25 protein-coding genes are annotated in these 25,466 nt (G+C 66.3%); 15 read left to right on the top strand and 10 right to left on the bottom strand.

What is annotated here, in order from left to right:
* Positions 1–5 precede the first annotated feature (5 nt).
* From AB3X99_RS03250 to AB3X99_RS03265, 4 genes are read left to right on the top strand one after another with little or no spacing between them, the layout of a single operon-like run.
* The gene (locus tag AB3X99_RS03250) at positions 6–1,169 is read left to right on the top strand and encodes an acyl-CoA dehydrogenase family protein (RefSeq protein WP_069262465.1); all 1,164 of its coding nucleotides are present in this window, start codon (positions 6–8) and stop codon (positions 1,167–1,169) included.
* A 15-nt stretch (positions 1,170–1,184) separates the two neighbouring features.
* On the top strand, positions 1,185–2,363 hold the full coding sequence (locus AB3X99_RS03255) for a CaiB/BaiF CoA-transferase family protein (RefSeq protein WP_069262464.1): 1,179 nt from the start codon (positions 1,185–1,187) through the stop codon (positions 2,361–2,363).
* A gap of 45 nt (positions 2,364–2,408) precedes the next feature.
* Positions 2,409–3,788, top strand: a complete 1,380-nt coding sequence (locus AB3X99_RS03260; RefSeq protein WP_368616104.1) for an MmgE/PrpD family protein — start codon at positions 2,409–2,411, stop codon at positions 3,786–3,788.
* Positions 3,785–4,588 carry a CoA ester lyase gene (locus AB3X99_RS03265; protein ID WP_368616105.1) on the top strand — a complete coding sequence of 268 codons (804 nt, stop codon included), beginning with the start codon at positions 3,785–3,787 and terminating at the stop codon, positions 4,586–4,588. Before AB3X99_RS03260 ends, AB3X99_RS03265 begins: the two co-directional genes overlap by 4 nt.
* A 104-nt stretch (positions 4,589–4,692) precedes the next feature.
* Here AB3X99_RS03265 and AB3X99_RS03270 read toward each other — a convergent pair whose 3' ends face one another.
* From AB3X99_RS03270 to AB3X99_RS03285, 4 genes are all read right to left on the bottom strand, one after another.
* The gene (locus tag AB3X99_RS03270; protein ID WP_368616106.1) at positions 4,693–5,628 is read right to left on the bottom strand and encodes an electron transfer flavoprotein subunit alpha/FixB family protein; all 936 of its coding nucleotides are present in this window, start codon (positions 5,626–5,628) and stop codon (positions 4,693–4,695) included.
* Positions 5,629–5,642: 14 nt separating this feature from the next.
* A complete protein-coding gene (locus AB3X99_RS03275; RefSeq protein WP_069262460.1) occupies positions 5,643–6,392 on the bottom strand; it encodes an electron transfer flavoprotein subunit beta/FixA family protein in 750 nt (249 codons plus the stop codon).
* A 206-nt stretch (positions 6,393–6,598) separates the two neighbouring features.
* Positions 6,599–7,591, bottom strand: a complete 993-nt coding sequence (locus AB3X99_RS03280) for a hypothetical protein (RefSeq protein WP_069262459.1) — start codon at positions 7,589–7,591, stop codon at positions 6,599–6,601.
* A gap of 345 nt (positions 7,592–7,936) precedes the next feature.
* On the bottom strand, positions 7,937–8,554 hold the full coding sequence (locus tag AB3X99_RS03285; protein ID WP_368616107.1) for a LysE/ArgO family amino acid transporter: 618 nt from the start codon (positions 8,552–8,554) through the stop codon (positions 7,937–7,939).
* Positions 8,555–8,698: 144 nt separating this feature from the next.
* Here AB3X99_RS03285 and AB3X99_RS03290 point away from each other — a divergent pair, with 144 nt between their 5' ends.
* Together AB3X99_RS03290 and AB3X99_RS03295 are read left to right on the top strand one after the other, a co-directional pair.
* Positions 8,699–9,607, top strand: coding sequence for a LysR family transcriptional regulator ArgP (locus tag AB3X99_RS03290; protein WP_368616108.1), 909 nt, complete (start codon positions 8,699–8,701; stop codon positions 9,605–9,607).
* Positions 9,608–10,369: 762 nt separating this feature from the next.
* Entirely contained in the window at positions 10,370–10,843 is a 474-nt protein-coding gene (locus tag AB3X99_RS03295) for a DUF3331 domain-containing protein (RefSeq protein ID WP_083245099.1), read from the top strand.
* Positions 10,844–11,057: 214 nt separating this feature from the next.
* Here the strand turns inward: AB3X99_RS03295 and AB3X99_RS03300 are convergent, their stop codons facing one another.
* Positions 11,058–12,308 carry an MFS transporter gene (locus AB3X99_RS03300; RefSeq protein WP_141710589.1) on the bottom strand — a complete coding sequence of 417 codons (1,251 nt, stop codon included), beginning with the start codon at positions 12,306–12,308 and terminating at the stop codon, positions 11,058–11,060.
* Between the two features lie 11 nt (positions 12,309–12,319).
* The gene (locus AB3X99_RS03305; RefSeq protein WP_368604912.1) at positions 12,320–13,378 is read right to left on the bottom strand and encodes a PRC-barrel domain-containing protein; all 1,059 of its coding nucleotides are present in this window, start codon (positions 13,376–13,378) and stop codon (positions 12,320–12,322) included.
* Between the two features lie 520 nt (positions 13,379–13,898).
* On the opposite strand from AB3X99_RS03305, the gene AB3X99_RS03310 reads away from it, so the two are divergent.
* Positions 13,899–15,302, top strand: a complete 1,404-nt coding sequence (locus AB3X99_RS03310; RefSeq protein ID WP_368604913.1) for an NCS2 family permease — start codon at positions 13,899–13,901, stop codon at positions 15,300–15,302.
* A 120-nt stretch (positions 15,303–15,422) separates the two neighbouring features.
* On the opposite strand, the gene AB3X99_RS03315 is transcribed toward AB3X99_RS03310, so the two are convergent.
* Positions 15,423–15,818: a hypothetical protein gene (locus tag AB3X99_RS03315; RefSeq protein WP_342945553.1), complete on the bottom strand. Its 396-nt coding sequence runs from the start codon at positions 15,816–15,818 to the stop codon at positions 15,423–15,425.
* 140 nt (positions 15,819–15,958) lie between these two features.
* Between AB3X99_RS03315 and AB3X99_RS03320 the strand changes: the two genes are divergently transcribed.
* From AB3X99_RS03320 to AB3X99_RS03330, 3 genes are read left to right on the top strand one after another with little or no spacing between them, the layout of a single operon-like run.
* Positions 15,959–16,411, top strand: coding sequence for an ArsR/SmtB family transcription factor (locus tag AB3X99_RS03320; protein ID WP_368604914.1), 453 nt, complete (start codon positions 15,959–15,961; stop codon positions 16,409–16,411).
* Positions 16,345–16,749 (top strand): SRPBCC domain-containing protein, encoded by a 405-nt coding sequence (locus tag AB3X99_RS03325; protein WP_368604925.1) that lies wholly within the window; start codon positions 16,345–16,347, stop codon positions 16,747–16,749. Before AB3X99_RS03320 ends, AB3X99_RS03325 begins: the two co-directional genes overlap by 67 nt.
* 35 nt (positions 16,750–16,784) lie before the next feature.
* Positions 16,785–17,525 (top strand): DUF899 domain-containing protein, encoded by a 741-nt coding sequence (locus AB3X99_RS03330; protein WP_368616109.1) that lies wholly within the window; start codon positions 16,785–16,787, stop codon positions 17,523–17,525.
* Between the two features lie 75 nt (positions 17,526–17,600).
* Here AB3X99_RS03330 and AB3X99_RS03335 read toward each other — a convergent pair whose 3' ends face one another.
* Positions 17,601–17,783: a hypothetical protein gene (locus AB3X99_RS03335; RefSeq protein WP_069262451.1), complete on the bottom strand. Its 183-nt coding sequence runs from the start codon at positions 17,781–17,783 to the stop codon at positions 17,601–17,603.
* A gap of 106 nt (positions 17,784–17,889) precedes the next feature.
* On the bottom strand, positions 17,890–18,804 hold the full coding sequence (locus AB3X99_RS03340; protein WP_342945556.1) for an NAD-dependent epimerase/dehydratase family protein: 915 nt from the start codon (positions 18,802–18,804) through the stop codon (positions 17,890–17,892).
* 115 nt (positions 18,805–18,919) lie between these two features.
* Here AB3X99_RS03340 and AB3X99_RS03345 point away from each other — a divergent pair, with 115 nt between their 5' ends.
* The 4 genes from AB3X99_RS03345 to AB3X99_RS03360 all read left to right on the top strand — a co-directional run bounded on the left by AB3X99_RS03345 (position 18,920) and on the right by AB3X99_RS03360 (position 23,136).
* Positions 18,920–19,852: a LysR family transcriptional regulator gene (locus AB3X99_RS03345; RefSeq protein ID WP_069262915.1), complete on the top strand. Its 933-nt coding sequence runs from the start codon at positions 18,920–18,922 to the stop codon at positions 19,850–19,852.
* 124 nt (positions 19,853–19,976) lie between these two features.
* Positions 19,977–21,512, top strand: a complete 1,536-nt coding sequence (hutH, locus tag AB3X99_RS03350) for a histidine ammonia-lyase (protein WP_368616110.1) — start codon at positions 19,977–19,979, stop codon at positions 21,510–21,512.
* A 59-nt stretch (positions 21,513–21,571) separates the two neighbouring features.
* Positions 21,572–22,267: a histidine utilization repressor gene (gene hutC / locus AB3X99_RS03355; protein ID WP_368616111.1), complete on the top strand. Its 696-nt coding sequence runs from the start codon at positions 21,572–21,574 to the stop codon at positions 22,265–22,267.
* 218 nt (positions 22,268–22,485) lie between these two features.
* Complete coding sequence (locus tag AB3X99_RS03360; RefSeq protein WP_069269347.1) at positions 22,486–23,136, top strand: hypothetical protein; 651 nt, start codon at positions 22,486–22,488, stop codon at positions 23,134–23,136.
* Between the two features lie 35 nt (positions 23,137–23,171).
* Here AB3X99_RS03360 and AB3X99_RS03365 read toward each other — a convergent pair whose 3' ends face one another.
* On the bottom strand, positions 23,172–24,050 hold the full coding sequence (locus AB3X99_RS03365) for a LysR substrate-binding domain-containing protein (protein WP_069269346.1): 879 nt from the start codon (positions 24,048–24,050) through the stop codon (positions 23,172–23,174).
* A 136-nt stretch (positions 24,051–24,186) separates the two neighbouring features.
* On the opposite strand from AB3X99_RS03365, the gene AB3X99_RS03370 reads away from it, so the two are divergent.
* Entirely contained in the window at positions 24,187–25,431 is a 1,245-nt protein-coding gene (locus AB3X99_RS03370; protein ID WP_368616260.1) for an aminotransferase class I/II-fold pyridoxal phosphate-dependent enzyme, read from the top strand.
* The last annotated feature ends 35 nt before the right edge of the window (positions 25,432–25,466 follow it).

Here is a 25,466-nt window from a genome sequence, read left to right on the forward strand (position 1 = left end):
CGATCATGCAAACCACGCAACAAGATTCGTTTCAGGACATCCGCGAAGCCGTGCGCGATCTGTGCCAGCAGTTCTCCGGTGAATACTTCCGCAAGATCGACGAGGCGCGCGGTTATCCCGAGGAATTCGTCGACGCACTCACGAAAGCGGGCTGGCTCGCTGCGCTGATTCCTCAGGAGTACGGCGGATCGGGTCTGGGCCTGACCGAAGCTTCGGTCATCATGGAAGAGATCAACCGCTCGGGCGGCAACTCGGGTGTCTGTCACGGCCAGATGTACAACATGGGCACGCTGCTGCGCCACGGCTCGGCCGAGCAAAAGCGCAAGTACCTGCCGAAAGTCGCGAGCGGCGAACTGCGCCTGCAATCGATGGGCGTAACCGAGCCCACGACGGGCACCGATACCACGAAGATCAAGACGACGGCGGTACGCAAGGGCGACCGCTACGTGATCAACGGGCAAAAGGTGTGGATTTCGCGCGTGCAGCATTCGGACCTCATGATCCTGCTTGCGCGCACCACGCCGCTTGCCGACGTCAAGAAGAAGTCCGAAGGCATGTCGATTTTCGTGGTGGACCTGCGCGAGGCGATCGGCAACGGCCTCACCGTGCAGCCGATTCTCAACATGGTCAATCACGAGACCAACGAACTCTTCTTCGATAACCTCGAAATTCCGGCGGAAAACCTGATCGGCGAGGAGGGAATGGGCTTCAAGTACATCCTCGACGGCCTGAACGCCGAGCGCACGCTGATCGCGGCCGAGTGTATCGGCGACGGCTACTGGTTCATCGACAAGGTGAGCGCCTATGCCAGGGAGCGCATCGTGTTCGGGCGGCCGATCGGACAGAACCAGGGCGTGCAGTTTCCCATCGCGCGCGCGTTCGTCAACGTCGAAGCCGCGAGCCTGATGCGCTTCGAGGCCGCGCGCCGCTTCGACGCGCACGAGGCCTGCGGCGCGCAGGCCAATATGGCGAAGCTGCTCGCCGCCGACGCTTCGTGGGAAGCCGCGAATGCATGCCTGCAGTTCCACGGCGGTTTTGGCTTCGCCTGCGAGTACGATGTGGAGCGCAAGTTCCGCGAGACGCGCCTCTACCAGGTCGCGCCGATCTCGACCAACCTGATCCTTTCGTACGTGGCGGAGCATGTGCTCGGCCTGCCGCGTTCGTTCTGACCGGAGGCGCGCGCCATGAGACCACTCGACGGCATCAAGGTCGTCACGCTCGAACACGCGATCGCTGCGCCTTTCTGCACGCGCCAGCTTGCCGATCTCGGCGCGCGCGTGATCAAGATCGAGCGGCCTGGCGTCGGGGACTTCGCGCGCGGCTATGACGAGCGCGTGCATGGACTCGCATCGCACTTCGTGTGGACGAACCGCTCGAAGGAAAGCCTCTCGCTCGACGTCAAGCACAAAGAGGCCGCGCCGATCCTCGACGCGCTGCTCGCCGACGCCGACGTGCTCGTGCAGAATCTCGCCCCGGGCGCCGCCGCGCGACTTGGGCTGAGCTACGAAGCGCTCAGCGAGCGTTACCCGAAGCTGATCGTGTGCGACATCTCCGGTTACGGCGACGACGGTCCTTACCGCGAGCGCAAGGCCTACGATCTGCTGATCCAGAGCGAATCGGGCTTCCTCTCCATCACGGGGTCGGCCGGCGAGCCCGCGAAGGCAGGCTGCTCGATCGCCGATATCGCCGCAGGCATGTATGCCTACTCGAACATCCTCAGTGCGTTGCTGATGCGCGGTCGCACCGGGCGCGGCTGCCGCATCGACGTTTCGATGCTGGAGAGCATGGTGGAGTGGATGGGCTATCCGCTCTACTACGCGATCGACGGGCAAACGCCTCCGCCACTCGCAGGCGCTTCGCACGCGACAATCTATCCCTATGGGCCGTTTCCCGCCGGCGACGGCAAGTCGGTGATGCTCGGCCTGCAGAACGATCGCGAATGGAAGCTCTTTTGCGAGCACGTGCTGCTGCAGCCGGAACTCGCCACCGATGAGCGCTTTGCCGCGAACTCCCAGCGTTCCGCACGCCGTGCGGAACTGCGCGAACTGATCGTCGATGCGTTTTCGAAGCTGACCGCCGCGCAGGTCATTGAACGGCTCGACCGCGCCGGCATTGCCAACGCCCAGATGAACACGATGGCCGATGTTTGGGCGCACCCGCAACTGCAGGCACGCGAGCGCTGGCGCGAGGTGCAGACCTCGGCGGGGACCGTTCCGGCGCTGTTGCCGCCGGGCGCGCCTTGCGCATTCGACGCCCGCATGGATGCGGTGCCCGCGCTCGGTCAGCATACCGAATCAATCCTGCGTGAGCTTGGCTATGACGCGGCGCGCATCGGCGCGCTGCGCGAAGCCGGAGCCATCTGATCGCGTCTCGCGCTTCGCAAACCGACTCCACTGAACTACGCTGCCATGACAGATCATCCCAGCCGCGCGCTCGCGGCCTTCGCCTCGCAACTGCGCTTCGACGCGATTCCGACTCACGTGGTCGAGCGCGCCGTCAATCTTTACGTGGACTGGCTCGGCTCCGCGCTGGGCGGAAAGGGCGCGCGTCCGGTCGAAACGATTGCGCGCTTCGCACGTGCCGCGCGCGGTGGCACCGGCGCGCAAGGGCCGTGCGACATCATCATCGACCACACTCGCACCACGGCGTATTTCGCCGCGATGACCAACGGCGCCGCTTCGCATTTCGTCGAGCAGGACGACGTGCACAACGGCTCGGTGCTGCATCCGGCTACTGTCGTGTTTCCGGTGACGCTGGCACTCGCGCAGGCACTGGGCGCCTCGGGACACGAGTTCATCGCGGCCTCGGTGGCGGGTTACGAGGTGGGCATCCGCGTCGGCGAATTCATGGGACGTTCGCACTACAAGATATTTCACACGACTGGCACCGTGGGCACGATCGCGGCTGCCGCGGCCGCAGGTCGTCTGCTCAAGCTCACCCCTGAGCAGATGCTCGACGCATTCGGATCGGCGGGCACGCAGGCGAGCGGCTTGTGGGAGTTCCTGCGCGACGCGGCCGATTCGAAGCAACTGCACACGGCCATGGCGGCTGCGAATGGACTGATGGCCGCCCAGCTCGCGGCGGACGGGTTTCGCGGCGCACAGCGCGTTCTCGAAGGCGCACAGGGCATGGCGGCAGGCATGTCGAGCGACGCCGATCCTGCAAAGCTGGTCGATCGCCTGGGCGAGCGTTGGGCCACGGTCGAAACCTCGTTCAAGTATCACGCGGCGTGCCGTCATACGCATCCGGCCGCTGACGCGCTGCTTTCCGTGATCGAAGCGCACGGTCTGAATCCCGACGATATCGCGAGCGTGACAGCGCATGTGCATCAGGGCGCCATCGACGTGCTCGGCAGCGTGGTCGTGCCGAGCACCGTTCACCAGGCGAAATTCAACATGGGGACGGTGCTCGGACTGGTCGCCTATCGCGGCTATGCAGGCGTGAACGAGTTCGAGCGCGACTCCTCGGCGGACGATATCGCCGCGTTTCGCGAACGCGTGACGATGGCGCTGGACGAGGAAGTGGATCGCGCATATCCCGCCCGCTGGATCGGCAAGGTGAGCGTGACGACGCGCGACGGCCGGACGTTGCAGGGCCGCGTGGACGAGCCGAAGGGCGATCCGGGCAATACGCTCTCGCGCGAGGAGATCGGCGCGAAGTTCGTGCGGCTCGCGGCATTTTCGGGCGCAGCGAGCGAAAGCGATGCGCAGCGTCTGCTCGACGCGGCGTGGGGCATTGCCGAGGCGCAGCGCGTGGGCGCGCTGTTCGGCGAGAGGATGGGTGTATGAGCGCCGTGCTTTCCCGTTCGTATCTCTTCGTACCGGGCAACCGGCCCGAGCGCTTCGAGAAGGCGCGTGGCGCAGGGGCGGATGCCGTGATCTTCGATCTGGAAGATGCGGTTGCGCCGGACCAGAAGGGCGCGGCGCGCGACGCCGTGCTTGTGTCGCTGGACCCCGTGCGCCCCGTGTGGGTGCGCGTGAACGGCACCGACACGCCCTGGTTCGCCGATGATGTCGCCGCCCTCGCGGGACATGCGGGCGTGGCGGGCATCATGTTGCCGAAGGCGGAAAGCGCGGAGCAGGTCGCGGCGGTGCGTTCAGACGCGCACGGCGCGCTGCACGTGTTGCCGATCGTGGAAACGGCGCGCGGCATCGCGGGCCTGGACGCAGTGTGTCGCGCACAAGGCGTGCTGCGCGTCGCGTTCGGCACGCTCGACTTTCAGGTGGATATGGGTATCGACGGCGACGGCGAGGAACTCGACGCGTTCCGTTCGCAGATCGTGCTGGCCTCGCGCCTTGCGGGCATTGCGGCGCCCGTGGACGGTGTTTCGACCGTATTCGACGATGCCGGTCTTCTCGAGCGTGAAGCACGGCGTGGACGGCGATTCGGCTACGGCGGCAAGCTTTGCATTCATCCGAAGCAGATCGAGCCTGTGCATCGCGCGTACGCATGGAGCGAGGCTGAGCGCGCATGGGCGCAGCGCGTGCTCGATGCGGTGCAGGCGAGCGGCGGGGCGGCGGTGGCGCTCGAAGGCAAGATGGTCGACATGCCGGTGATCCTCAAGGCGCGGCGGATTCTGGGTGCTTGAACGCTTGCCGTCGTCGTAGAAGTTGCTGCGATGAAGTCGATAAAGAAGGCGCCTTGTTTTCACAAAGGCGCCTTCCGTTTTTTGCTGCCAGCCTGGCGGCGGTATTAGCCGATTGCCCGAGCGAGTTCCGGTACGGCCGTGAACAGGTCGCCCACGAGGCCGTAGTCGGCCACGCTGAAAATCGGCGCTTCTTCGTCCTTGTTGATCGCGACGATGACCTTCGAGTCCTTCATGCCGGCCAGATGCTGGATCGCACCCGAGATACCGACGGCCACGTACAGCTGCGGCGCGACGATCTTGCCGGTTTGGCCGACCTGATAGTCGTTCGGCACGTAACCAGCATCCACCGCTGCGCGCGAGGCGCCAAGTGCGGCGTTGAGCTTGTCCGCGAGCGGCTCCAGAACCTTGGTGTAGTTCTCGCCGCTGCCCAGACCCCGGCCGCCCGAGACGATGATCTTCGCGCTCGTGAGTTCCGGACGGTCGAGCTTGGTCACTTCGCGGCTCACGAATTGTGAGAGTCCGCTGTCGGCTGCGGCTTCGATCTTTTCGATCGCTGCGTTGCCGCCAACGGCAGCGACTGCATCGAACGCCGTCGAACGGACCGTGATGACCTTGATCGGATCGACCGACTGCACCGTCGCGATAGCATTGCCCGCGTAGACCGGACGCTCGAACGTGTCGGCGCTGTGCACCGCGATGATGTCGCTGATCTGGGCGACGTCGAGCTTCGCGGCGATACGCGGCGTGACGCTCTTGCCCGCTGCCGTTGCCGGAGCCAGGATGTGCGTGTAGTTCTTTGCAATGCCAAGGACCGTCGCTTCGACGTTTTCCGCGATACCTTGTTCGAGTTGCGGCGCGTCGGCAAGCAGCACCTTTGCGACGCCTGCGATCTTCGCGGCGGCATCCGCTGCGGCTTGCGCATTGTGGCCCGCGACCAGCACGTGAACGTCGCCGCCAATTATCTGTGCTGCGGCGACCGTGTTCAGCGTTGCAGCCTTGATCGACTGATTGTCGTGTTCAGCAATAACCAGATTCGTCATTTTCGTCTCGCTCCTTACAGCACCTTGGCTTCCGTCTTCAGCTTCTCGACCAGCGTCTTCACGTCCGGCACCTTCACGCCTGCGCTGCGCTTGGGCGGCTCGGCAACCTTCAGCGTCTTCAGACGCGGCGCGACGTCGACACCCAGGTCTTCAGGCTTGAGCGTCTCCAAAGGCTTCTTCTTCGCCTTCATGATGTTCGGCAGCGTGACGTAGCGCGGTTCGTTCAAGCGCAGGTCCGTGGTGACGACCGCGGGCAGCTTGAGCGACAGCGTTTCCGCGCCACCGTCCACTTCGCGCGACACGGTCGCCTTGCCGTCGGCCACGACCACCTTCGAGGCGAACGTCGCTTGCGGCAAGTTTGCCAGCGCAGCGAGCATCTGCCCGGTCTGATTCGAATCGTCATCAATGGCTTGCTTACCGAGGATGATCAGCGACGGCTGTTCCTTGTCGACGAGCGCTTTCAAAAGCTTCGCCACGGCGAGCGGCTGCAGATCGTCGTTCGACTCCACCAGCACGGCACGATCCGCGCCGATAGCGAGGGCCGTGCGCAGCGTTTCCTGGGCCTGCGATACACCGCACGAAACGGCAATGACTTCGGTCGCCACGCCGGCTTCCTTCAGACGCACCGCTTCTTCAACGGCAATTTCATCGAACGGGTTCATCGAAAATTTCACATTGGCGATATCCACCCCCGTGCCGTCCGACTTCACTCGGACCTTCACGTTGTAATCGACCACGCGCTTGACGGGCACCAGAATTTTCAAGCTCTCTCTCCTCGATAGGGGCAATGCTTTCGTCACTGTGACAGACGCGTGAGCTGCGCGGAATTCAGCTTTGCGGAAGGCGTGCTTCGAGCACGCTAAAGCGGCACCGCGCAACCTGCATGGGCGCGAAGCGTCACATGAAAGCAGCGCGCGTCGCAATCGTCCGTTCGAACGAAGCGGCGCGCGTGCAGGGGAAGGGGGGAGCGTCAGTGCTTCTTGTCGCGCACGAAGCGCAGTGCGAAGCGCACGAGCCGCGGCATGGTCACCGGGCGCAGCAGACGCTTGTCGTAGCCCGCAAAGCGCCGCTCGTTCTCGGCGAGACACAGGTGCATGAGTTCCGGTACGCTGATGTCCACGTCCGTCACCTGCTGCGCGCCGTTCATCGTGAAGTTGTTGTCGTGCCGGTGTTCGTTGCCCTCGGCATCCATGGCGCGCGCGAGGCCAACGCGTTCCCACGCCAGAAAGGCCCAGACGCCGGCCACCTTCAACTCGAAGCGAATGCGTTGCCACCAGGTGAGCCGGACTCGGTGCCAGGCCACCCAGTTCGCGAACAGCAGGATATGGCGGCATTCTTCCTGCATGACGGGCTCGAACGTGTCGATGAGTTCGGGCGGAAAGAGGCCCGAGCGTCGCGCCACTTCGAAGAGGCCGAACGCGAAGAAGCTGTCCACGCATTCGCTATAGCCCGTCACGAGGTAGGCCCATTCGGCGTCCTTGGGGTACACGTAGGGCGGCTCGCTCGCGAGCTTGATGCCGTACGCCGCCACCATGCGCGAGAGCACTTCCTTGTGGCGGTTCTCCTCCCACGCGTTGAGTGCGAGCGCGTCGCGCATTACGGCGTCGTCGAGCGAGGCGGCATAGGCGGCCATGCGCAGGCGCGCGCGGCCTTCCGTTTGCACGGCGATGTCCCAGATGGGCAGATCGGTAATGCGCTTGAGCGCCGCGGCTTCGAGCTGCGGCCAATCGAGTACCGAGGGCCGGTAAGGATTGAAGGTCTCGCGGAACATGCGGCACATTTCGTCGCGATGCACGTCGGAGCCCGGCGTGAGCGCACCGGTGACACGGCTCGTCCAGTGGCGCGTGTTGCGCTCGGCGGCGTCGAGCGTTTCGCGGTCCGGACGCTCGACGGGCAGCGCTGGCGCGTGGAAGCCGGGAATCAGTTGCGACGCATCGAAGGCGTCGAGGATCAGGTCGTCCATCTCGCTGTTCTTTTGCTGGCGGCAAAGGCACGCAGTGCAGAAGAGATTGCAGTCGTCGCAAGAGCTTACTTCGAACCGGCGCGATGCGCGATGAGCGCGACGTGCCGTCGAATCGTTAGCTATCGTTCAGACGTCGCGCGAGAAGGCCGACTGCCGCTTCCGATCGAGTCTGTCTCGTTCGGCGCAATAACGGGCCGCTCCATATCGAATCGTTGAACAATCGCGGCGCGAACGAGCGGGCCTGAGCATGGCGGTGCGGCACGCTTGCCGCGTGGGGTAGCGGGTCGTCATGGAAAACGCGGCACACGCGGCAAGTGCGCAAGCCGCGCGGCGCTTTCGCGGACTTCAGCGCAATTGCGCGAAGGCGATCAACAGCACCATCCCGCCGATAGCGCCGTCGAGCACGCGCCATGCACCCGCACGCCGGAACAGCGGCGCAAGCCCGCGTGCGCCGTAGCCGAGCGCGACGAACCACACCGCGCTCACGGACATCGCGCCGATCGCGAAGGCGAGGCGGCTGCCTTGCGGTTCTCTCGCGCCAGCCGTGCCGATCAGCAGGAAGGTGTCGAGATACACGTGCGGATTGAGCCAGGTGAACGCGAGCGTCATGAGGATGATCGGCCAGGCGCGCTGTTCGGGCGCATCCGCCGCGGCATGGCTGTCCAGCACCGCGTGCGACGGGCGCACCGCACGGCGCAGCGCGCCGATGCCGAACCACACGAGCCACGCGAGCCCCACGTACAGCACGATGTGCACGAAGGTCGGATAGCGCTCGACGAGCGCCGAAGCGCCGCCTACCCCCGCGCCGATCAGCACGAAATCGGACAGTGTGCAGAGCAGGACGATCTTGCCGACGTGCGAGCGCAGGATGCCCTGACGCAGCACGAACGCATTCTGTGCGCCGATCGTGACGATGAGCGAGGCGCAGAGCGCCGCGCCGTGAGTGAAAGCGAGCCAGTTCATGACGGTTGCGAAGAAAGTAGGCGCCGCGGGCGGCGCGGTGCGCAGCGCCTGCGGTCATTGGACATCGACAGGGAATGGCGCTAGTCTGCCGCCATGAGCCGCATAAGCAAAGCTCATTTTCATTAACCGGATTAAGGAACGCTAATGCTCGACTATGCCTTGCTCGATGCGCTCGCCGCCGTCGTGCGGCATGGTTCGTTCGATCGCGCCGCGGGCGCACTCAACGTTACGCCCTCGGCGGTTTCGCAGCGCGTGAAGCTGCTGGAGGAGCGCGTGGGCACTGTGCTCGTGAAGCGTGGCCAGCCTTGTGTCGCGACGGCTTCCGGCGCGCTGCTGTGCCGTCACACGGAGCGCGTGCAATTGCTCGAGGCGGAGCTGGGCGGGGCGATGCCGACCTTCACGAGCGCGCTGGGGGCGGCGCGGCCGACGCTACGGGTGGCCGTGAACGACGACAGCGTGGGTACCTGGTTCATCGACGCCGTGGCGGGCTTCTGCGTCGAGCGCGGCGTTCTGCTCGATCTCGTGATCGACGACCAGGATCACACCGCGCAACGCATGCGCGACGGGAGCGTGCAGGGCGCCGTCACGACGCAGGCCGAGCCCGTGCAGGGCTGCCGCTCGACGCGCCTCGGGCGCATGCGCTACCTCGCGGTGTGCTCGCCGGCGTTCTTCGAGCGGCATTTCGCGCAAGGGGTGACGCGCGACACGCTGCGCCACGCGCCGTGCGTCGAGTTCAATCCCAAGGATCAACTGCAAAAGCGCTTCATTCGCCGCATCACGCGCGCGCAGATCGACGCGCCGCTGCACTGGATTCCTCATGTGGCCGGTTTTCTGCGCTGCTGCCTGAACGGTCTGGGCTGGGGCATGTGCCCGGAGCGCATGATCGCGCCGCATCTCGCGCGTGGCGAACTCGTCGAGCTCACGCCCGGCTGCGCGCTCGACGTCGAACTGTACTGGCAAAGCTGGCGGCTTTCCATTGGCTGGCTCGACGACTTCGGCGCCATGCTCAAGGTGCGCGCCGGCGAATTTCTCGATCAGGGCCGCGGGACATAAGATGCGCGCCGCGCGATAGCTTCATTCGTTTGTCTTTATCCACGGATTCAATGGTGGATTAGTGTGCTGACTTTCGGTGCGCACGACAGGGCTCGTAACATCACCGTTTTGTTGCTATTTCTCTCCTGCGAGTTGCACAATGTCAGCATTGGGTCGCGGCAATGCATCTAAAGCAATATCCGAAATCCATTAATTGCTTTTCGAATAGTGGAATGCTTCGATATTCTATGGGTGTGGAGAATGCAAGCTTCGTGCGAGAATTTCGCGTCCAATAGACTGACGTTTAGTATGTGATATGTCTGATGCACCGATGTCGAATAGATGCATTGCGTTTCATTGATCGGTCACGTCCCGTGTGTAAGAGTGGAGCCGTCGCGATGCCGGTAAAGACCGCGAGATCGGCCATGGGCGGGCATTTCGGGCTTTATGCGTGCGCGTGGCGCAGCGGGCGCTGTAACAATTCAGTTATGTGGAAAGTCGCGCGACGCGTGACATCCAGGCCTGAAACCGGTTATTTTTTCCGCGGTGAGATTGTTAAGTATCATCAAATCGGCAAAAAAGTTCACGGATGTAAAGAAACCAACATTGGAGGCGTACAGCCGGAACTGAAAGCTCTGCCGTCTCGTCTTTTGCGTTTCGCATTATCGTGTGAAAATTGCGTTTTTCCTGTGGATTGCGAGTTGGACACGCTATAATCCGGACGTGGCAGAGTGCTTATTCGACCGGCATATTTGAATCGTTTCCACGTGCACGAGGTGCATTATGACGAAATTAGATACCGGCAGCGTTTGGCAACAAACCATTGACCTTCTGTCCGCGGCTTCCGAGCCGTTAAGCCTGGACGGCGAATTCGAAGGCGGCAGAAGCTGCAAACCGGTACCCATCACACGCGGCGCATCGGAGGCGGCGAACCGGCGGCGTGCCACCGTCCGTTCGTGGGATGCGCAGGGCATCACGTTGATCCGGCGGCATGATCCGGACAGCATCACCGTTTGCTGGAGCGACGCCACCTATGGCCGTTACTCCGACCAGTTGTGGCGGGTCTGCACGGCGCGCCGCAGCGCCGTTTGTGCGCTGACCGGCGAGAAGATCCGCCGCGGCGACGCGGTGTTCCGGCCGAGCCCCAATCGCCGTCACCGCCCGGCCAATGCCGACGCGATGATCCTCGCGAGCAAGCTCGACAACCTGCCCAACGCCGTGGTCGCGGCGCGTCTGGACGAGGCGCTGGCCGCCTGAGCGGCGTCCCAGGGCGCACCGGTCGCCCGCGCGGGTATGCCACCCGCCGTTCACATGCCACGTGGCTGGTCACACCTCGTCATGCTCATGTCATGAACTGCACAAGAACAAAACGGCGCCCCAAGGGCGCCGTTGTTCGTTTGCAGGGTGAAAGGCGGGTCGCCGCCATCCGTCGGCGCAGGCGCAACCGGCGCCCGCCCCGGCGGCGCACCGCTCACACGGTGGCGTCGCGGGCGTTTTCCTCTTCGAGCGCGTCGCGCGTCTCGGGCATCGCAAGCCAAACCAGCAGCACGGCGGCGGCGCCCGCGCTCGCGAGCGCGAGGAAGCTCACCGTATTGCCCAGGTGATCGGCGATAAAGCCGGCAAGGGCCGTCGAAAGCGTCGCCCCGATCCCCGCCGACAGTCCGAAGAGCCCGATACACAGGTTGTAGCGGCCCTTGCCCCCCGCCACGTCGGCGGCGATGAGCGGCAGCATCACGCCGAACACGGCGGCCGACAGGCCGTCGAGCATCTGCACCGGGACGAGGAAGTAGGGGTTGCCGACGGCGGCGAACAGCAGCGCCCGCAGCGGCAGCGCGCAAAAGCCCAGAATCAGCACGGGGCGGCGCCCCCAGGCCTGCGCGGTGCGGCCGACCCAGGGTGACATCAACGCGACGATGGCTTGCGGCACGATGATGCACGCCGCGATCACGAGCTGAACGTTGTCGCCCATGCCGGCCGTCACTTCGCCGGCGGCGAGGTTGAGCATCGCGGCGTTCGAGAGGTGGAACAGCACCACACAGGCCGCGAAGGTCAGCATGCGCCGGTCGCGCAGCAGGTCGAGGATCGTTTCGCGCGGTTCGCCGGCAACTGCCGCGGCGGCCTTGCCGGGCCTGGCCGCGGGTTTGGCGTAGGCGGCGTTCTGGTCGTACTCGATCATCGCGAGCGCGACGAGCGCGGGCAACGCGAGCGCAGCCGTCAGCCAGAACACGGAGCGCGGCGACCAGTACTCGCCGCACAGGCCCATCAGGCCGGCGGCCACCGCGCTGCCGATCGAGGCCCAGCGCGCGTTGCGGCCAAGCCGGTCGCCCAGGTTCTGGCGGCCCACCAGCGCGAGGGCGAGCGCCGCCATGGCCGGCACGAGCATGCAGCTGGCGAAGCCGTGGAAGACCTCGGCGGCCATCACCGCCACGACGGTCGGGCTCGCGGCGAGCAGGACGGCAGAGATGATGATCGCGATGATCGCCCACGCGGCGGCGGCCTTCTTGTTGCGCAGGGCGTCCACAGCGGCGCCGCCCGGCACCTGGCTCACCATCGCGCTGATCGTGCCCACAGAAAGCGCCAGGCCGATCTCGCCCTGGGTCCACTTGTGCGATGCCAGATACGACGCAATGAACGGCCCGAAGCCCGTCTGTACGTTCGCCACGAAGAAGTTCAGCCAGTCGAGCGCGCGCACGCTGCGCTGGCCTGGATTGGGTTGTTGCATGGTGCCGTCCGTCATTTGGCACCGTGGGCATTGGCCGCCGAGGCGACGGGCGATGCAGCGGGCGCGGCTTGCGCAGCCGAAGCAGCCGAAGTGGCGGAAGCGGCCGAAGCGGCCGGGGCCGGGGCCGGCGGCGGCGGGGCGGCGGGCGTGACCGCGTGCACCGGCTGGTCGGGTGCGTAGGGCGGCGAGGCATCCACCTGCTGGTCGCTCATTTCGAGCTGCGCTTCGAGCGTGTTGTTCTTCGTGACGAAGTGCAGCGCCGACCAGTCGGCCGCGATCGTATGACGTTTCTCGAGCGTGCCGCTCACGTCGAGCACGACGGCCTGCGGGGCGGCGCTGCCGTCGAGCAGCACGTCGACGACGCGGCCGACCTTGCCGCCGTTGGCGCGTTCCACGTCCGCGTCGAGCATGGGCAGGCGCGTCGCGCTCGCCTCGGGGTTGCCGGGCTGCGGCGCACCGGCCTTGGGCCGGTCGGGAACCTGCAGCTGGCTGGCCGGCAGGGCGAGCGTGATGGCGGGCGTTTTCGCCTGGGTATTCACGCGCACACCACTCCACGGGAAGTTGGCCTTGCGGTCGCCAATGCCCATGAAGCCCTGCAGGTTCACCACGACGTCGACGGGCTTGCCGCCGGGGCCCGTGACCATGTCGACGGCGCGGCCCACGACCTTGCCGTCGGTCTTTTGCACTTCGCTGTCGAGCAGCGTGCGGAAGGTGCCGCGCTCGAGCGTGCGTACCTGCACGATGGGCGCGGGGGGGGGCGCCGGCGGGGCGCTGGCGGGCGCGGGCGGCGCTGGCGCGGGACGGCGGCGGTGCACCGGCGCGGGGCGCGGCTTCTTCGGCGCCGGCTTCGCCGTGCCCCCCGCTTCCGGCTCGCTCGCCATCTCGGGCGCGGACGCGGCCTCGGGCTCGCTCGCGGCCGGCTCGGGCTCCGTGGCTACGGGCGCTTCCGGCTCGGGCGGCGGGGCCGGCCGGAATAGGCTGCAGCCCGAAAGCGTGAGCAGAATCAGCAGCGTAAGGGCGTACGGGAAGTGAAAAACGGGACGTGCGCAACGCAGGAAGCCGCGTCTCATCTACTGAAACTCCTTGGAGCAGCCGTCGCGACGCGCGCGCGGCAGGGGAAACCGGGTCGGGATGCGTGAGTGTAACCCGCGCACCGGCCCGATCCGCTTAATGACGGCGTCAAGGCGACCAGCGTGGGCGACCAGCGTGGGCGGCCGGCTGGTCGACTCGCCGCAAGCGCCGCGCCGGGACGATCGCGCTTCGTCATACGAAACCAGCCCCGGTGCACGCGGCAACGGCCCGCTTCACGCCCAGGTGTAAACGCGGGGCCGGCCTCCGCGCCGTGCCCTGTACACGGGCATATAAGCATCGCGGCATGAACGCAATGCGATTCGTGCGATGGGAGCGCAAATCGTGTTCGCCTAACCTTCGCTCCATCCATAAGAGATGTCAAAACGATGAGCGCCTGGAAGTGGAAGAAGGCGCCGGCAACGCGTCGACACGACTAATTCAATTCGAGACGAACCTGATGACGGATCGGGCTGGTGAGCCGTGAACCGTTTCAGCATGCTGATAAAGGAGGCACTCACCATGATCGAACCCCACGCGCAGCCGCTCGCCGGTGCGACCGCCGCCGAAGTCGAGTCCCCGGATTCATTGGGCCCGGCCTCGGGTTTCATCGACCGTTATTTCGACATTGCCGAGCGCGGCAGCTCGCTGCGTCAGGAGACGATTGCGGGCGTCACCACCTTCCTCGCGATGGTCTATTCCGTGTTCGTCGTGCCGGGCATGCTCGGCAAGGCGGGCTTCGACACCAGCGCCGTGTTCGTGGCCGTGTGCCTGACCACGGCGTTCGGCTCGCTGCTCATGGGCCTGTGGGCGCGCCTGCCGATCGCCATCGGCTGCGCCATTTCGCTGACGGCGTTCACCGCCTTCGGCCTCGTGCTCGGCAAGGGCCTGAAGCCCGAAGTCGCGCTCGGCGCGGTGTTCCTCATGGGCCTCGTGTTCACGGGCATTTCGGTGACGGGCGTGCGCTCGTGGATCCTGCGCAACCTGCCGCACGGCATCGCGCATGGGACGGGCATCGGCATTGGCCTCTTCCTGCTGCTGATCGCCGCCAATGACGTGGGCCTCGTGGTCAAGAATCCGGGCGCGGGCTTGCCGGTCTCGCTCGGCCATATCACCTCGCTGCCCGTGATCCTTTCCGTGGTCGGCCTCGCCGCGATCTTCGGCCTCGTGCGCCGCCGCGTGCCGGGCTCGATCCTGATCGTGATCGTCGCGATCTCCGCGCTCGGTCTCGCCATCGATCCGGCCGTGAGCTTTCATGGCGTGTTCGCGTGGCCTTCGCTGTCGGCGCCGGGCCATGCCTCGCTGATCGGCGCGATGGACATCAAGGGTGCGCTCTCGCTCGCCGTGCTGCCGAGCGTGCTGGCGCTCGTGATGACGGCCGTGTTCGACGCGACCGGCACGATCCGCGCCGTGGCAGGGCAGGCGGGCCAGCTCGACGCGAACGGGCGCATCGTCAACGGCGGGCGCGCGCTCACGGCCGACTCGGTCAGCTCGATCTTCTCGGGCTTCCTGGGCGGCGCGCCGGCGGCGGCCTATATCGAATCGACGGTGGGCGTGGCCGCGGGCGCGAAGACGGGCCTAGCCGCCGCCACGGTAGGCGTGCTGTTCCTCGCGGTGATGTTCTTCGCGCCGCTCGCGGGCCTCGTGCCCTCGTATGCGACGGCGCCCGCGCTGATGTACGTCGGCCTCATGATGCTCTCGAGCGTGAGCCGCCTCGACATGGCCGATATGGTCGACGCGATGTCGGGCCTCGTATGCGCCGTGTTCATCGTGCTTACGGCGAACATCGTCACGGGCATCATGCTGGGCTTCTGCACGCTCGTGATCGGCCGCGTGGTGAGCGGCGAGATCCGCAAGCTGAACGTGGGCACGGTGGTGATCGCCGGCGTGCTGGCCGCGTTCTACCTGGGCGGCTGGGCCATCTGATCATCGGATGACCCGGTCATTCGCCCGGCGGCCATGGCGGCCCGCCCGGGCGGCTGCACGGCCCGCGTCGCTTCACGGCGGCGCGGGCCGTGTGGCTTTTGCGCGCTATGTTCTGGCGCGCTACCCGGGCAGCACGCTGTTGCGAGCCTTGGCCGCTTTGCGCGGCTTGCGTGGCTTGGGCTCCACGCCAATGCGCGGGTCGCGCGCGAGCACGAGCGCGCTCAACTGCGCGGCCGTGTCTTCGAACGCGGCATCGGCTTGCGGCACATAGAGCCATTTGCCGAGCACGGGGTGCACTCGCAACGCCGGCATCGCTTCGATGAGCGACGCATGGTTTTCCCGCGACGTGCAGACCAGCACGCCGTTGAAGGGCGGGTCGCGGTCGGCGGCCACGAGGCACAGCAGGCCGTCGAGATAGGCGGCGTCGCAGCCGAACATCGGCTTGCGGATATAGCCGGCCTCGCGCTCGAAGGCGTCGAAGATCCAGAGCAGTGAGTTGCGGATTTTGGACGGCATGGCGTGATGGGGCGGAGATAGCGGGGCGCGGCGCGCAGAAATCGCCATTCTAGTGGCGCCGATGCGGCCGTGCGCACCGCCGCTCGCGGACGACTTACGCATCTCTTGACATCGCTCGCTCGTCGTCTATGCTAAACCACATGGTTAAGTATGAAGACGCCACCCTCGACCGCACCTTCGCGGCGCTCGCCGATCCCACGCGGCGCGCGCTGCTCGCGCGCCTCGCGCAGCACGACGAGCTCTCGGTGAGCGCGCTCGCACAGCCATTTGCGATGTCGCTGCCCGCGGTCATGAAGCATCTGGACGTTCTCGCTCAGGCGGGCCTCGTCACGCGCGCGAAGACCGGCCGCACCGTGGCGTGCCGGCTCGCCGCCGGGCCGATGGAGGACGCGATGCAGTGGCTCGCGCACTATCAACGCTTCTGGAGTGAAACGCTCGATCGACTCGCCGCTTTCGTGGAGGAAGATGCATGTCTACCCAACCCGCAGCCGGACCTGGCAACGCCCCGCAAGCTCCCAGCCTCACCATCCGGCGACGTCTCAACGCCACGGCCGCGAAGGTCTACGCGGCGTGGACGCAGCCGTCGCAACTGATGCGTTGGATGCACCCGTTCGATACCACCTGCATTCACGCCGAAGCCGACGTGCGCGAGGGCGGGCGCTTTCGCGTGATCATGCGCGGTGCGAACGGCGAAGACCACGATGTGAGCGGCACGTATCTCGAAGTCGTGCCCGACGAAAAGCTCGTCTTCACGTGGGTGTGGCGCAGCACACCGGAGCGCGAGTCGCTCGTCACGGTGACGCTGCGCGCCGACGGGTCCGCCACTGACCTCACGCTCGAGCACGAACGCTTCTTCGACGAGGCGGCGCGCGACTCGCACAACGAGGGCTGGACGAGTTCGATCGATCAACTGGTGGCGCTGTTCGACTGAACGGCGCTCATTCAAGCGCACGGAGGAATCGAAAGATGGAATCGGACAAGATCGTTTCGCAGACCGAATGGCTGGAGGCCCGTAAGGCGCTTCTCGCCGAAGAGCGCGCCTTCACGCACGCACGCGACGCGCTGGTGGCCAAGCGCCAGGCACTGCCGTGGGTGAAGGTCGAGAAGACCTATACATTCGAGACACCGCAAGGCCCGCGCACGCTTGCGCAGCTATTCGGGCCGCGCAGCCAGCTGATCATTTACCACTTCATGCTCGGGCCGGAGTGGGAAGAGGGGTGCCCGGGCTGCTCGTTCCTGTCCGATCACGTGGACGGCATGCTGCCGCATCTGGAGCATCACGACGTGACTTACGTGGCCGTTTCGCGCGCGCCGCTCGCGCAGATCGAAGCGTTCAAACAACGCATGGGCTGGCGATTTCCGTGGGTTTCGTCGCATGCGAGCGACTTCAACTTCGACTATCACGTATCGTTCAGCGAAGGCGACAAGGCGCGCGGCAAGGCGATCTACAACTACATCGAGCAGGACTACATGAGCGACGAGCTGCCCGGCGTCAGCGCGTTTTATCGCGACGAAGCGGGCAACGTGTATCACACGTATTCGACCTACGCGCGCGGTGGAGAGATGTTGATCGGCACCTATGCGATGCTGGAGTTGACCGCAAAGGGACGCAACGAAGAGAAGGATATGCGCGAGTGGATGCGCCACCACGATCGCTATGAAGACGCGCCCGCGCCGGCGTCGTGCTGTGCGCACGAGAAGCAGTAGATGCGTTGGGCGGACAGTCGTTAGCGCAACGAAAGAAAGCTGCGCCGGTCGCGAATGAATCGGGAAAAGAGCGCGTTACAGCGACATGTCGAACGCGGGGCGCAGCAGTACTTCGATCGCCATCACGACGAGTCCCATCGCGCCGGCGGCGAGCGTCAGCGTGCCATATTCGTCGTAGCGCGTGTCGTAGAGGCACGCGACGATGAACAGGATGGCCAGCAGGTTGGTTAGCCAGTAGAAGTTCAGCGCGAGGAGCATCGGCGTATCCGGTACCGGCGGGCAGCGCGCCGGCGGCGAGTGCAAGACGCTCGGATTCTAGCGGAGCGACCTTACGGATACGCAACAATTAGGTGCGCTACAACACTTATTTTTGCGCGATCGGCGCTTTTAGCATCTCGTTGCGGATCCAGTCCGTGACCGAGGTGCGCCGCGGTTGCCAGCCGAGCAGCGTGCGGGCGCGCTCGCCGCGCACGCGGCTGTTCGAGCCGAGGCCGTAGGACGCCATTTCGTAGCCCCATTCTTCGATCGCGGCTTCGAGCGGCCAGTCCTGCGGCGCGCCCAGACCCATCACGTCGGCGAGCGCCGTGGTCATGTCGCGGAAGTTCGCTTCGCCGCTTTCCACGAAGTAGAACGTGCCCGCGGGCGTGTTTTCGAGCGCGAGGCGATAGAGTTCGGCGACGTCGTCGACATGCACGTTCGACCAGATGTTCAGTCCGCGCCCCACGTGACGCATCACGCCGCTCTTCTGCGCCTGGCGGACGAGCCGCGGCAGCTGTACGCTCGCGGCGCCCGGCACCGCGCCCACGCCATAGATCAGCGTATTGCAGAGCACGGCACTCTTCACGCCGCGCGCGGCGGCCGCGAGCACGAGATTGTCGATGGCCACGCGCGGCGCCTTGTCGGCGGTCGGCTCGGGCAGGGCGTCTTCGCGATAGATATGCGCGGTTGCCTCGCCGCCCGACGCGTCGCCCACGATGCTCGATCCGCTCGTATGCAGGAGTGTCTTGCCGGAGCCTTCGAGCGCGTCGATGAGCGCCTCGACCGCACCGCGGTGGTCGCTGCTCGCCGCGTTGATCACGGCGTCGGCGTCGCGTGCTTGCCCCATTAGCGTCGCGCGGTCGTCGAGATCGCCCTGTACGGGCGTGATGCCGAGCTTTTCGAGGTCGGCGAACTGCTCGGGCCTGCGCACGAGACCGCGCACCGTGTGGCCCGCGCGCACGAGATGCGCCGCGATCGAGCCGCCGATAAATCCGCCTGCGCCTGTCACGAAGACTTTCATGAGTGGCTCCTGATCCTGTCTTGATTGCGATGGGAGCCAGTATCGGGGCATCCGGGTTTTGCAAAAACCGTGTTAGTCTCAAATGAATATTGACTGCGGATCAAGAATGTCCACGATGAAGACGTCGACCGACGAACTGCTCGTATTCGTCACCGTGATCGATGCGGGGTCGATTACCGCCGCGGCCGAAAAGCTCGAGCAGACCGTCTCGGGCGTGAGCCGCGCGCTGACGCGGCTCGAAAAGCAGCTCGGTGTCGCGCTGATCCTGCGCACCACGCGGCGCCTGCAACTCACCGAAGAGGGCGAGCTGTTCCTCGATCGCGCTCGCACGATTCTCGCGGCGCTGGCGGACGCCGAGGAGGCCGTCACGCGCCACCGCGAGCGTCCCTCCGGGCGGTTGCGCGTGGATGCGGCCACGCCGTTCATGCTTCACTGCATCGTGCCGCACGTCGCGGCATTCGCCGACGCTTACCCCGAGATCGAACTCGAACTCACGAACAACGAGCGCATCGTCGATTTGCTGGAGCAGCGCGTGGATATCGCCATTCGCATCGGCACGCTGCAGGACTCCACGCTGCACGCGCGCTCGCTCGGCACGAGCCGTTTGCGCATCGTCGCGAGTCCCGGCTATCTCGCGGCACACGGCACGCCGCGCAGCGTGGCCGCGTTGCGCGAGCATCGGCTGATCGGCTTTACGGCGCCCGCGCATCTGAACGGTTGGCCGCTGCGGCTGGCGGCCGGCGACGAAACGCACACGGCCGCAAAGACCCAGGCGACCGAGCCCGGCTACACGATCGCGCCCGCGCTTTTGGCCTCGAGCGGCGAGACGATCCGCCAGCTCGCGCTCGCCGGCAGCGGCATTGCGTGCCTCTCCGACTTCCTCACGACGGCCGACCGCGAGGCGGGCCGCCTCGTCACCGTGGTCGACGACGCGCTGATCGAATCGCGCCAGCCGATCCACGCGGTCTACTACCGCAGTGCGGCGCTCGCCGCACGCGTGCAATGCTTTCTCGCGTTTATCGGGGGCAGGCTGCAACTCGACGCGTGACGGGCGCCGGCGGCGCTCTCGTGGATAATCCCAGGCTACACGGGCCGCAAAGGGGAGTTGTATAGACAGGCGCGCCAGGCTAGACTTCGGCCACTTTCGCGACTTGTATAGACAGGATTCGACCATGCTCCCCACCCTTCGCCTCACGCCCGGCCATCTGACCCTGCCCCACCTGCGCCAGATCGCGCGCGAGGCAGTGCGGCTCGAGCTCGATCCGGCCAGCTTCACGGCCATCGACGCTGGCGCACGCGCCGTTGCCGAGATCACGGCGAAGGGCGAGCCCGCCTACGGCATCAATACGGGCTTCGGGCGTCTCGCGAGCACGCATATCCCGAGCGACCAGCTCGAACTGCTGCAACGCAATCTGGTGCTCTCGCACGCCGTGGGCGTGGGCGAGCCGATGTCGCGCCCGGTCGTGCGTCTGCTCATGGCGCTGAAGCTGTCGAGCCTGGGCCGGGGCTATTCGGGCATCCGCCGCGAAGTGATGGACGCGCTCATCACGCTGTTCAACGCCGACGTGCTGCCGCTCATTCCCGTGAAGGGCTCGGTGGGCGCCTCGGGCGACCTCGCGCCGCTCGCGCATATGTCGGCGGTGCTGCTCGGCATCGGCGAAGTGTTCATCCGCGGCGAGCGCGCCAGCGCCGAAGCCGGTCTCGCGGCTGCGGGCCTCAAGCCGCTCGCGCTGCAGGCCAAGGAAGGTCTCGCGCTGCTCAACGGCACGCAGGCTTCCGCGGCGCTCGCGATCTACAACATGTTCGCGATCGAGGACCTGTACCGCACGGCGCTCGTCTCGGGCGCGCTCTGCGTGGACGCGGCGGCAGGTTCGGTGAAGCCGTTCGACGCGCGCATTCACGAACTGCGCGGCCATCGCGGCCAGATCGAGGCGGCCGCGGCCTATCGCACGCTGCTCGAAGGCTCGGCGATCAACCTCTCGCACCGCGACTGCGGCAAGGTCCAGGACCCGTACTCGCTGCGCTGCCAGCCGCAGGTGATGGGCGCGTGTCTCGACCAGATGCGTCACGCAGCGCAGGTGCTGCTCATCGAAGCGAACGCGGTGTCGGACAATCCGCTGATCTTCCCGGAAACGAACGAAGTGCTTTCGGGCGGCAACTTCCACGCGGAGCCGGTGGCCTTCGCCGCCGACAATCTCGCGCTGGCCGCAGCCGAAATCGGCGCGCTGGCCGAGCGCCGCATCGCGCTGCTCATCGACGCCACGCTCTCGGGCCTGCCGCCTTTCCTCGTGAAGGACGGCGGGGTGAATTCGGGCTTCATGATCGCGCACGTCACGGCGGCTGCACTGGCGTCGGAAAACAAGACGCTCGCGCATCCCGCTTCGGTCGATTCGCTGCCGACCTCGGCAAACCAGGAAGACCACGTGTCGATGGCGACGTTCGCCGCGCGCAAGCTCGCCGACATCGCCGACAACACGGCCAACATCCTCGCGATCGAACTGCTCGCCGCGGCCCAGGGCGTGGACCTGCGCGCGCCGCACCACACGAGCCCTGCGCTTGCGCATGTGATGCAGTCGGTGCGTGCCGAGGTGCCGCACTACGACCTCGACCGCTACTTCGCGCCGGATATCGAAGCGATTGCGCGTCTCGTGCAGAACGGTGCCATCGCTTCGCACAGCCCGTTGGCATTCGAATCCGAGGCGCAGTAAAGCGCAAGCACGCGCGATCACGCACAAGCAGACGCCAAGCCAAAGCACGGGCCAACGCGATGAACGCTCCCGCATACCAGGGCATCAAGGACTTCGTCCTCGCGCGCATTCACGCCGGTGAGTGGAGTGAGGGCGACCAGGTGCCTTCGGAGAACGAACTGGCGCGCGAGTTCAAGGTCGCGCGCATGACCGTGAACCGGGCGTTGCGCGAACTCACCGCGGAACAGGTGCTCACGCGCGTGCAGGGCGCGGGCACCTTCGTCGCGCGGCCGAAGTACGAATCGACGCTCGTCGCCATTCGCAGCATCTCCGACGAAATCCTCGCGCGCGGGCACCGCTACCGCGCCGAGGTGCTCGAGATCGGCGTGCATCGCGCCGACGAGGCGCTCGCCGTCGAAATGGGGCTCGCCGCGAACGATCAGGTGTTCAACTCGCGGGTGCTTCACTTCGAAAACGACGAGCCCGTGCAGCTAGAAGAGCGCTGGGTCAATCCCGCCGTCGCGCCCGATTACGCGGCGCAGGACTTCACGCACATTACGCCGAACCAGTACCTCGTGCATGTCGCGCCGCTGCAGGGCGTGGAGTATCGCATCGAGGCGCTCGCCCCCGAGGCGCAGACGCGCGCGCACCTCGCGATGGGGGAGGCCGAGCCGTGCCTCGTATTGCACCGGCGCACCCGCTCGCGTGGGCTCGTCGCCTCGGTCGCCAATCTCTGGCATCCGGGCAGCCGTTACCGCTTCACGGGCCATTTCTAAGGCCTGCCAAGGTCCGGCCGCGCCGCTCGCCGTCATTTCCTCAGTCATTTCCCCGTGCATGGCCGACAGTCGTCGGCATGTGCCTTGCTCCCTTTACCGTTAGCTGACCCTATTGCCAACGACAGCGCGCGTATGGGGCAGATGGCCCGCGAAAGCGCGCGTGGTGCGCCGCAGCCTTTATCATTGGCAGATGACGCGAACGAAGGAGGAGCTCCGCAATGGACGATGCCAACGCCACGCTCATGCCGATGTGGCGTGCCAATCTGGCGCTGCTCACGCGCGAGGTCGGGTCGGCCACCCGGCTCGCGCGCATGATGACGTTTTCCGCGAGCTACATGAAGCTGATCGTGTCGGGCCAGCGCGACTTCAGCGCGGAGTTCGTGCGCGGCGTGGAAGCCGTCACGGGTCTGCCAGAAGGCTGGATGGACGTGAAGCACGACAGCGCCGAGGTGCCCGACGAGACGCGCGAAGCGATCGCGAGCGAGACGCCGCGCGCGCGCTTTCGCGGCACCGCGCATCCGGTACGCAAGGCGCCTGTGCTGCGCGTCGAGCCGATCTTCGGCCAGGGCGCGAAGCGCGAGGAAGCGACGGCGACGCCCGAGGCGCACCGGCGTCTCGCGGGCACGCGCAAGATCCGCGATCTCGCCGCGCAGGACGTGCGCAAGCTCGAGCGCTACCTGAGCGTGCCGCCGGTCGAGCCCGCGGTGCTGCGCTCGCGTATCGAAGACGTGATCAACTACGCCGACCCCGACGAGCGCGTGCGCGCCGACCTCGAAGGCCGCCTCGAACAGATCGAGAAGCATCGCGAAATGCTATTGCGGCATGTCTCTCGCCTCTACGCGTTGCTTTCGCGGCTGGGCGACGATTGATCGACTGATTCGTTGCCCGAAGCATCGTCGGAAGATCACCGCTCCTGAACGCGCAGTTCCGCGAGGATCTGGTCGGCGAGAAAGTCGCACGGCGGACGGTTCGAGCGCGCGCTGCGCGCGAGCACCACTTCCAGTTCGGGCAGTGCCGGGAGGCCATGCTGGCGGCCGAGCGTGACGAACGTCTCGGGCACCGCGCAGCGCGCGAGCGGCGCGATGGCGAGACCCGCGGCCACCATGCTGCACAGGCCCATCAGGCTCGGGCTTTCATACGATGTGCGATAGGCGATCTTCGCGCGCTCCAGCGCCTGGATCGCGTTCGTGTGCGCGACGCTGCCGCCGCCGAAGAGGGCGACCGGCAAGGGACGCTCGCGCCAGATCTCGCGCCCGCTCGCCGCACTCACCGCCGCGGGGGGCGCGGCCCACACCATCGGCTCGAAGCGGATGAACTCGCCCGCGAGGCCTCGCGTGCGCGTGATGCAGGCCAGGTCGATCTTGTTGTCCTTCAGGAGCGGCAGGAGCGCGCTGCTCGGCAGCCCGATCACCTGGATCTCCACCTTCGGCCAGTTCGCCGAGAACTTGCGCAGGACCGGCGGCATGAGCGAGGACGCGTAATCGTCGGGCACGCCGATCGACACGCGCCCCGTCACTTCCGGGTGCGCGAGCGAGGCCCACGCTTCGTCGCGCAACGCGAGCATGCGCCGCGCGTAGGCGATGAGCGTCTGGCCGTCGGGCGTGGGCGTGACGCTGCGCGGTGCACGGATAAAGAGCGGCTTGCCGATGGATTCCTCGAGCGCGCGGATCTGCATGCTGAGCGCGGCCTGCGAGCGGTGCACGAGCGCGGCGCCGCGCACGAAGCTGCCGGCGTCGGCGACGGCCACCACCATGGCCAGCACGTCGAGGTCGAGGGTCTTCATTGGTATAAGAAAAATTGATCGAAGGCTTCAATATAACGCGTTTGTCTGAACGCGGGGGCGCGCCGATACTGGGGCCGTACCGACCCTTCGCGTTGTTCTTCGCATCGTCCTTCGCTTTCTGGAGAAGCCCATGTTGATGTCGCCGCCCGTCGATTTGACCTACGAACGATTCCAGCAACTGCAGATGCGGCTCGACATGTCGCGCGGCAAGCCTTCGCCCGAACAGCTCGACCTCTCGCAGGCGCTCATCGACGAAGCCGCACAGGCGGGCTATCTCGCGCGCGATGGCTTCGATTGCCGCAACTACGGCCTGGCGAGCGGCTTGCCCGAGGCGCGCGAGCTGGGCGCTGGGCTGCTCGGCGTGCCGGCCGCCCAGGTGATCGCGGCGGGTAATTCGAGCCTCGAACTGATGCACGACGCGCTGACTTTCGCGCTGCTGCACGGCGTGCCGGCGGGCGAGGGCGCAGAGGTGGGCGCGCCATGGCGAGCGCAGAGCGAGATCGCATTCCTGTGCCCGGTGCCGGGCTACGACCGCCACTTCGCGATCTGCGAGGCGCTGGGCGTGCGCATGATCGCCGTGCCGATGCACGAGGACGGCCCCGACATGGACCGCGTGGAAGCGCTCGTGCGCGACGATGCGTCGATCAAGGGCATGTGGTGCGTGCCGCTCTACAGCAACCCGACGGGCGCGATCTGGTCCGACGAGGTGATCCGGCGCCTGGCCGCCATGCCCGCCGCGCCCGATTTCCGGCTCTTCTGGGACGACGCCTACCGCTTTCACCATCTGAGCGACGAAGCGCACACGACGCTCGACGTATTCGAAGCCTGCGCGGCGGCGGGCCACGCAGACCGCGCGCTGATGTTCGCGTCGCTCTCGAAGGTGACCTTCGGCGGCGGGGCGTTCGCGTGGCTCGCCGCTGCGCCGCGTAACGTGGCCTGGTGGCAGAAGCACTCAACCGTGCGCACGATCGGGCCGGACAAGCTCAACCAGCTGCGCCACGTGCGCTTCCTGCGCGACCGCGCGACGCTCACCGGGTTGATGGCGCGCCATCGGGCGCTGCTCAAGCCGAAGTTCGATGCGGTCGACGAGGTGTTCCGCGCGCGCCTTGCCGGCGTACCCGGCGTGAGCTGGAACGTGCCGCGCGGCGGCTATTTCATCAGCCTTTATGCGCCCGAGGGTTGCGCGCGCCGCACGGTCGAACTCGCGGCGGCGGCGGGACTCGTCCTCACGCCCGCGGGCGCGGCGTTTCCGTATGGCGTCGATCCGCACGACAGTCATCTGCGGATTGCGCCGTCGTTTCCGGCGCTCGACGAGGTGCGCCTTGCCGCCGAGGGCATCGCGCTGTCGCTTCTGCGCGCCATCGAGGAACGGCGGCGATAGCAGCCGGGGCCGCTCCGGCGACGCTCGCGGCGATG

The organism is Paraburkholderia sp. BR10882 (assembly GCF_040948855.1).
GTDB classification, from domain to species: Bacteria; Pseudomonadota; Gammaproteobacteria; order Burkholderiales; family Burkholderiaceae; genus Paraburkholderia; species Paraburkholderia nodosa_A.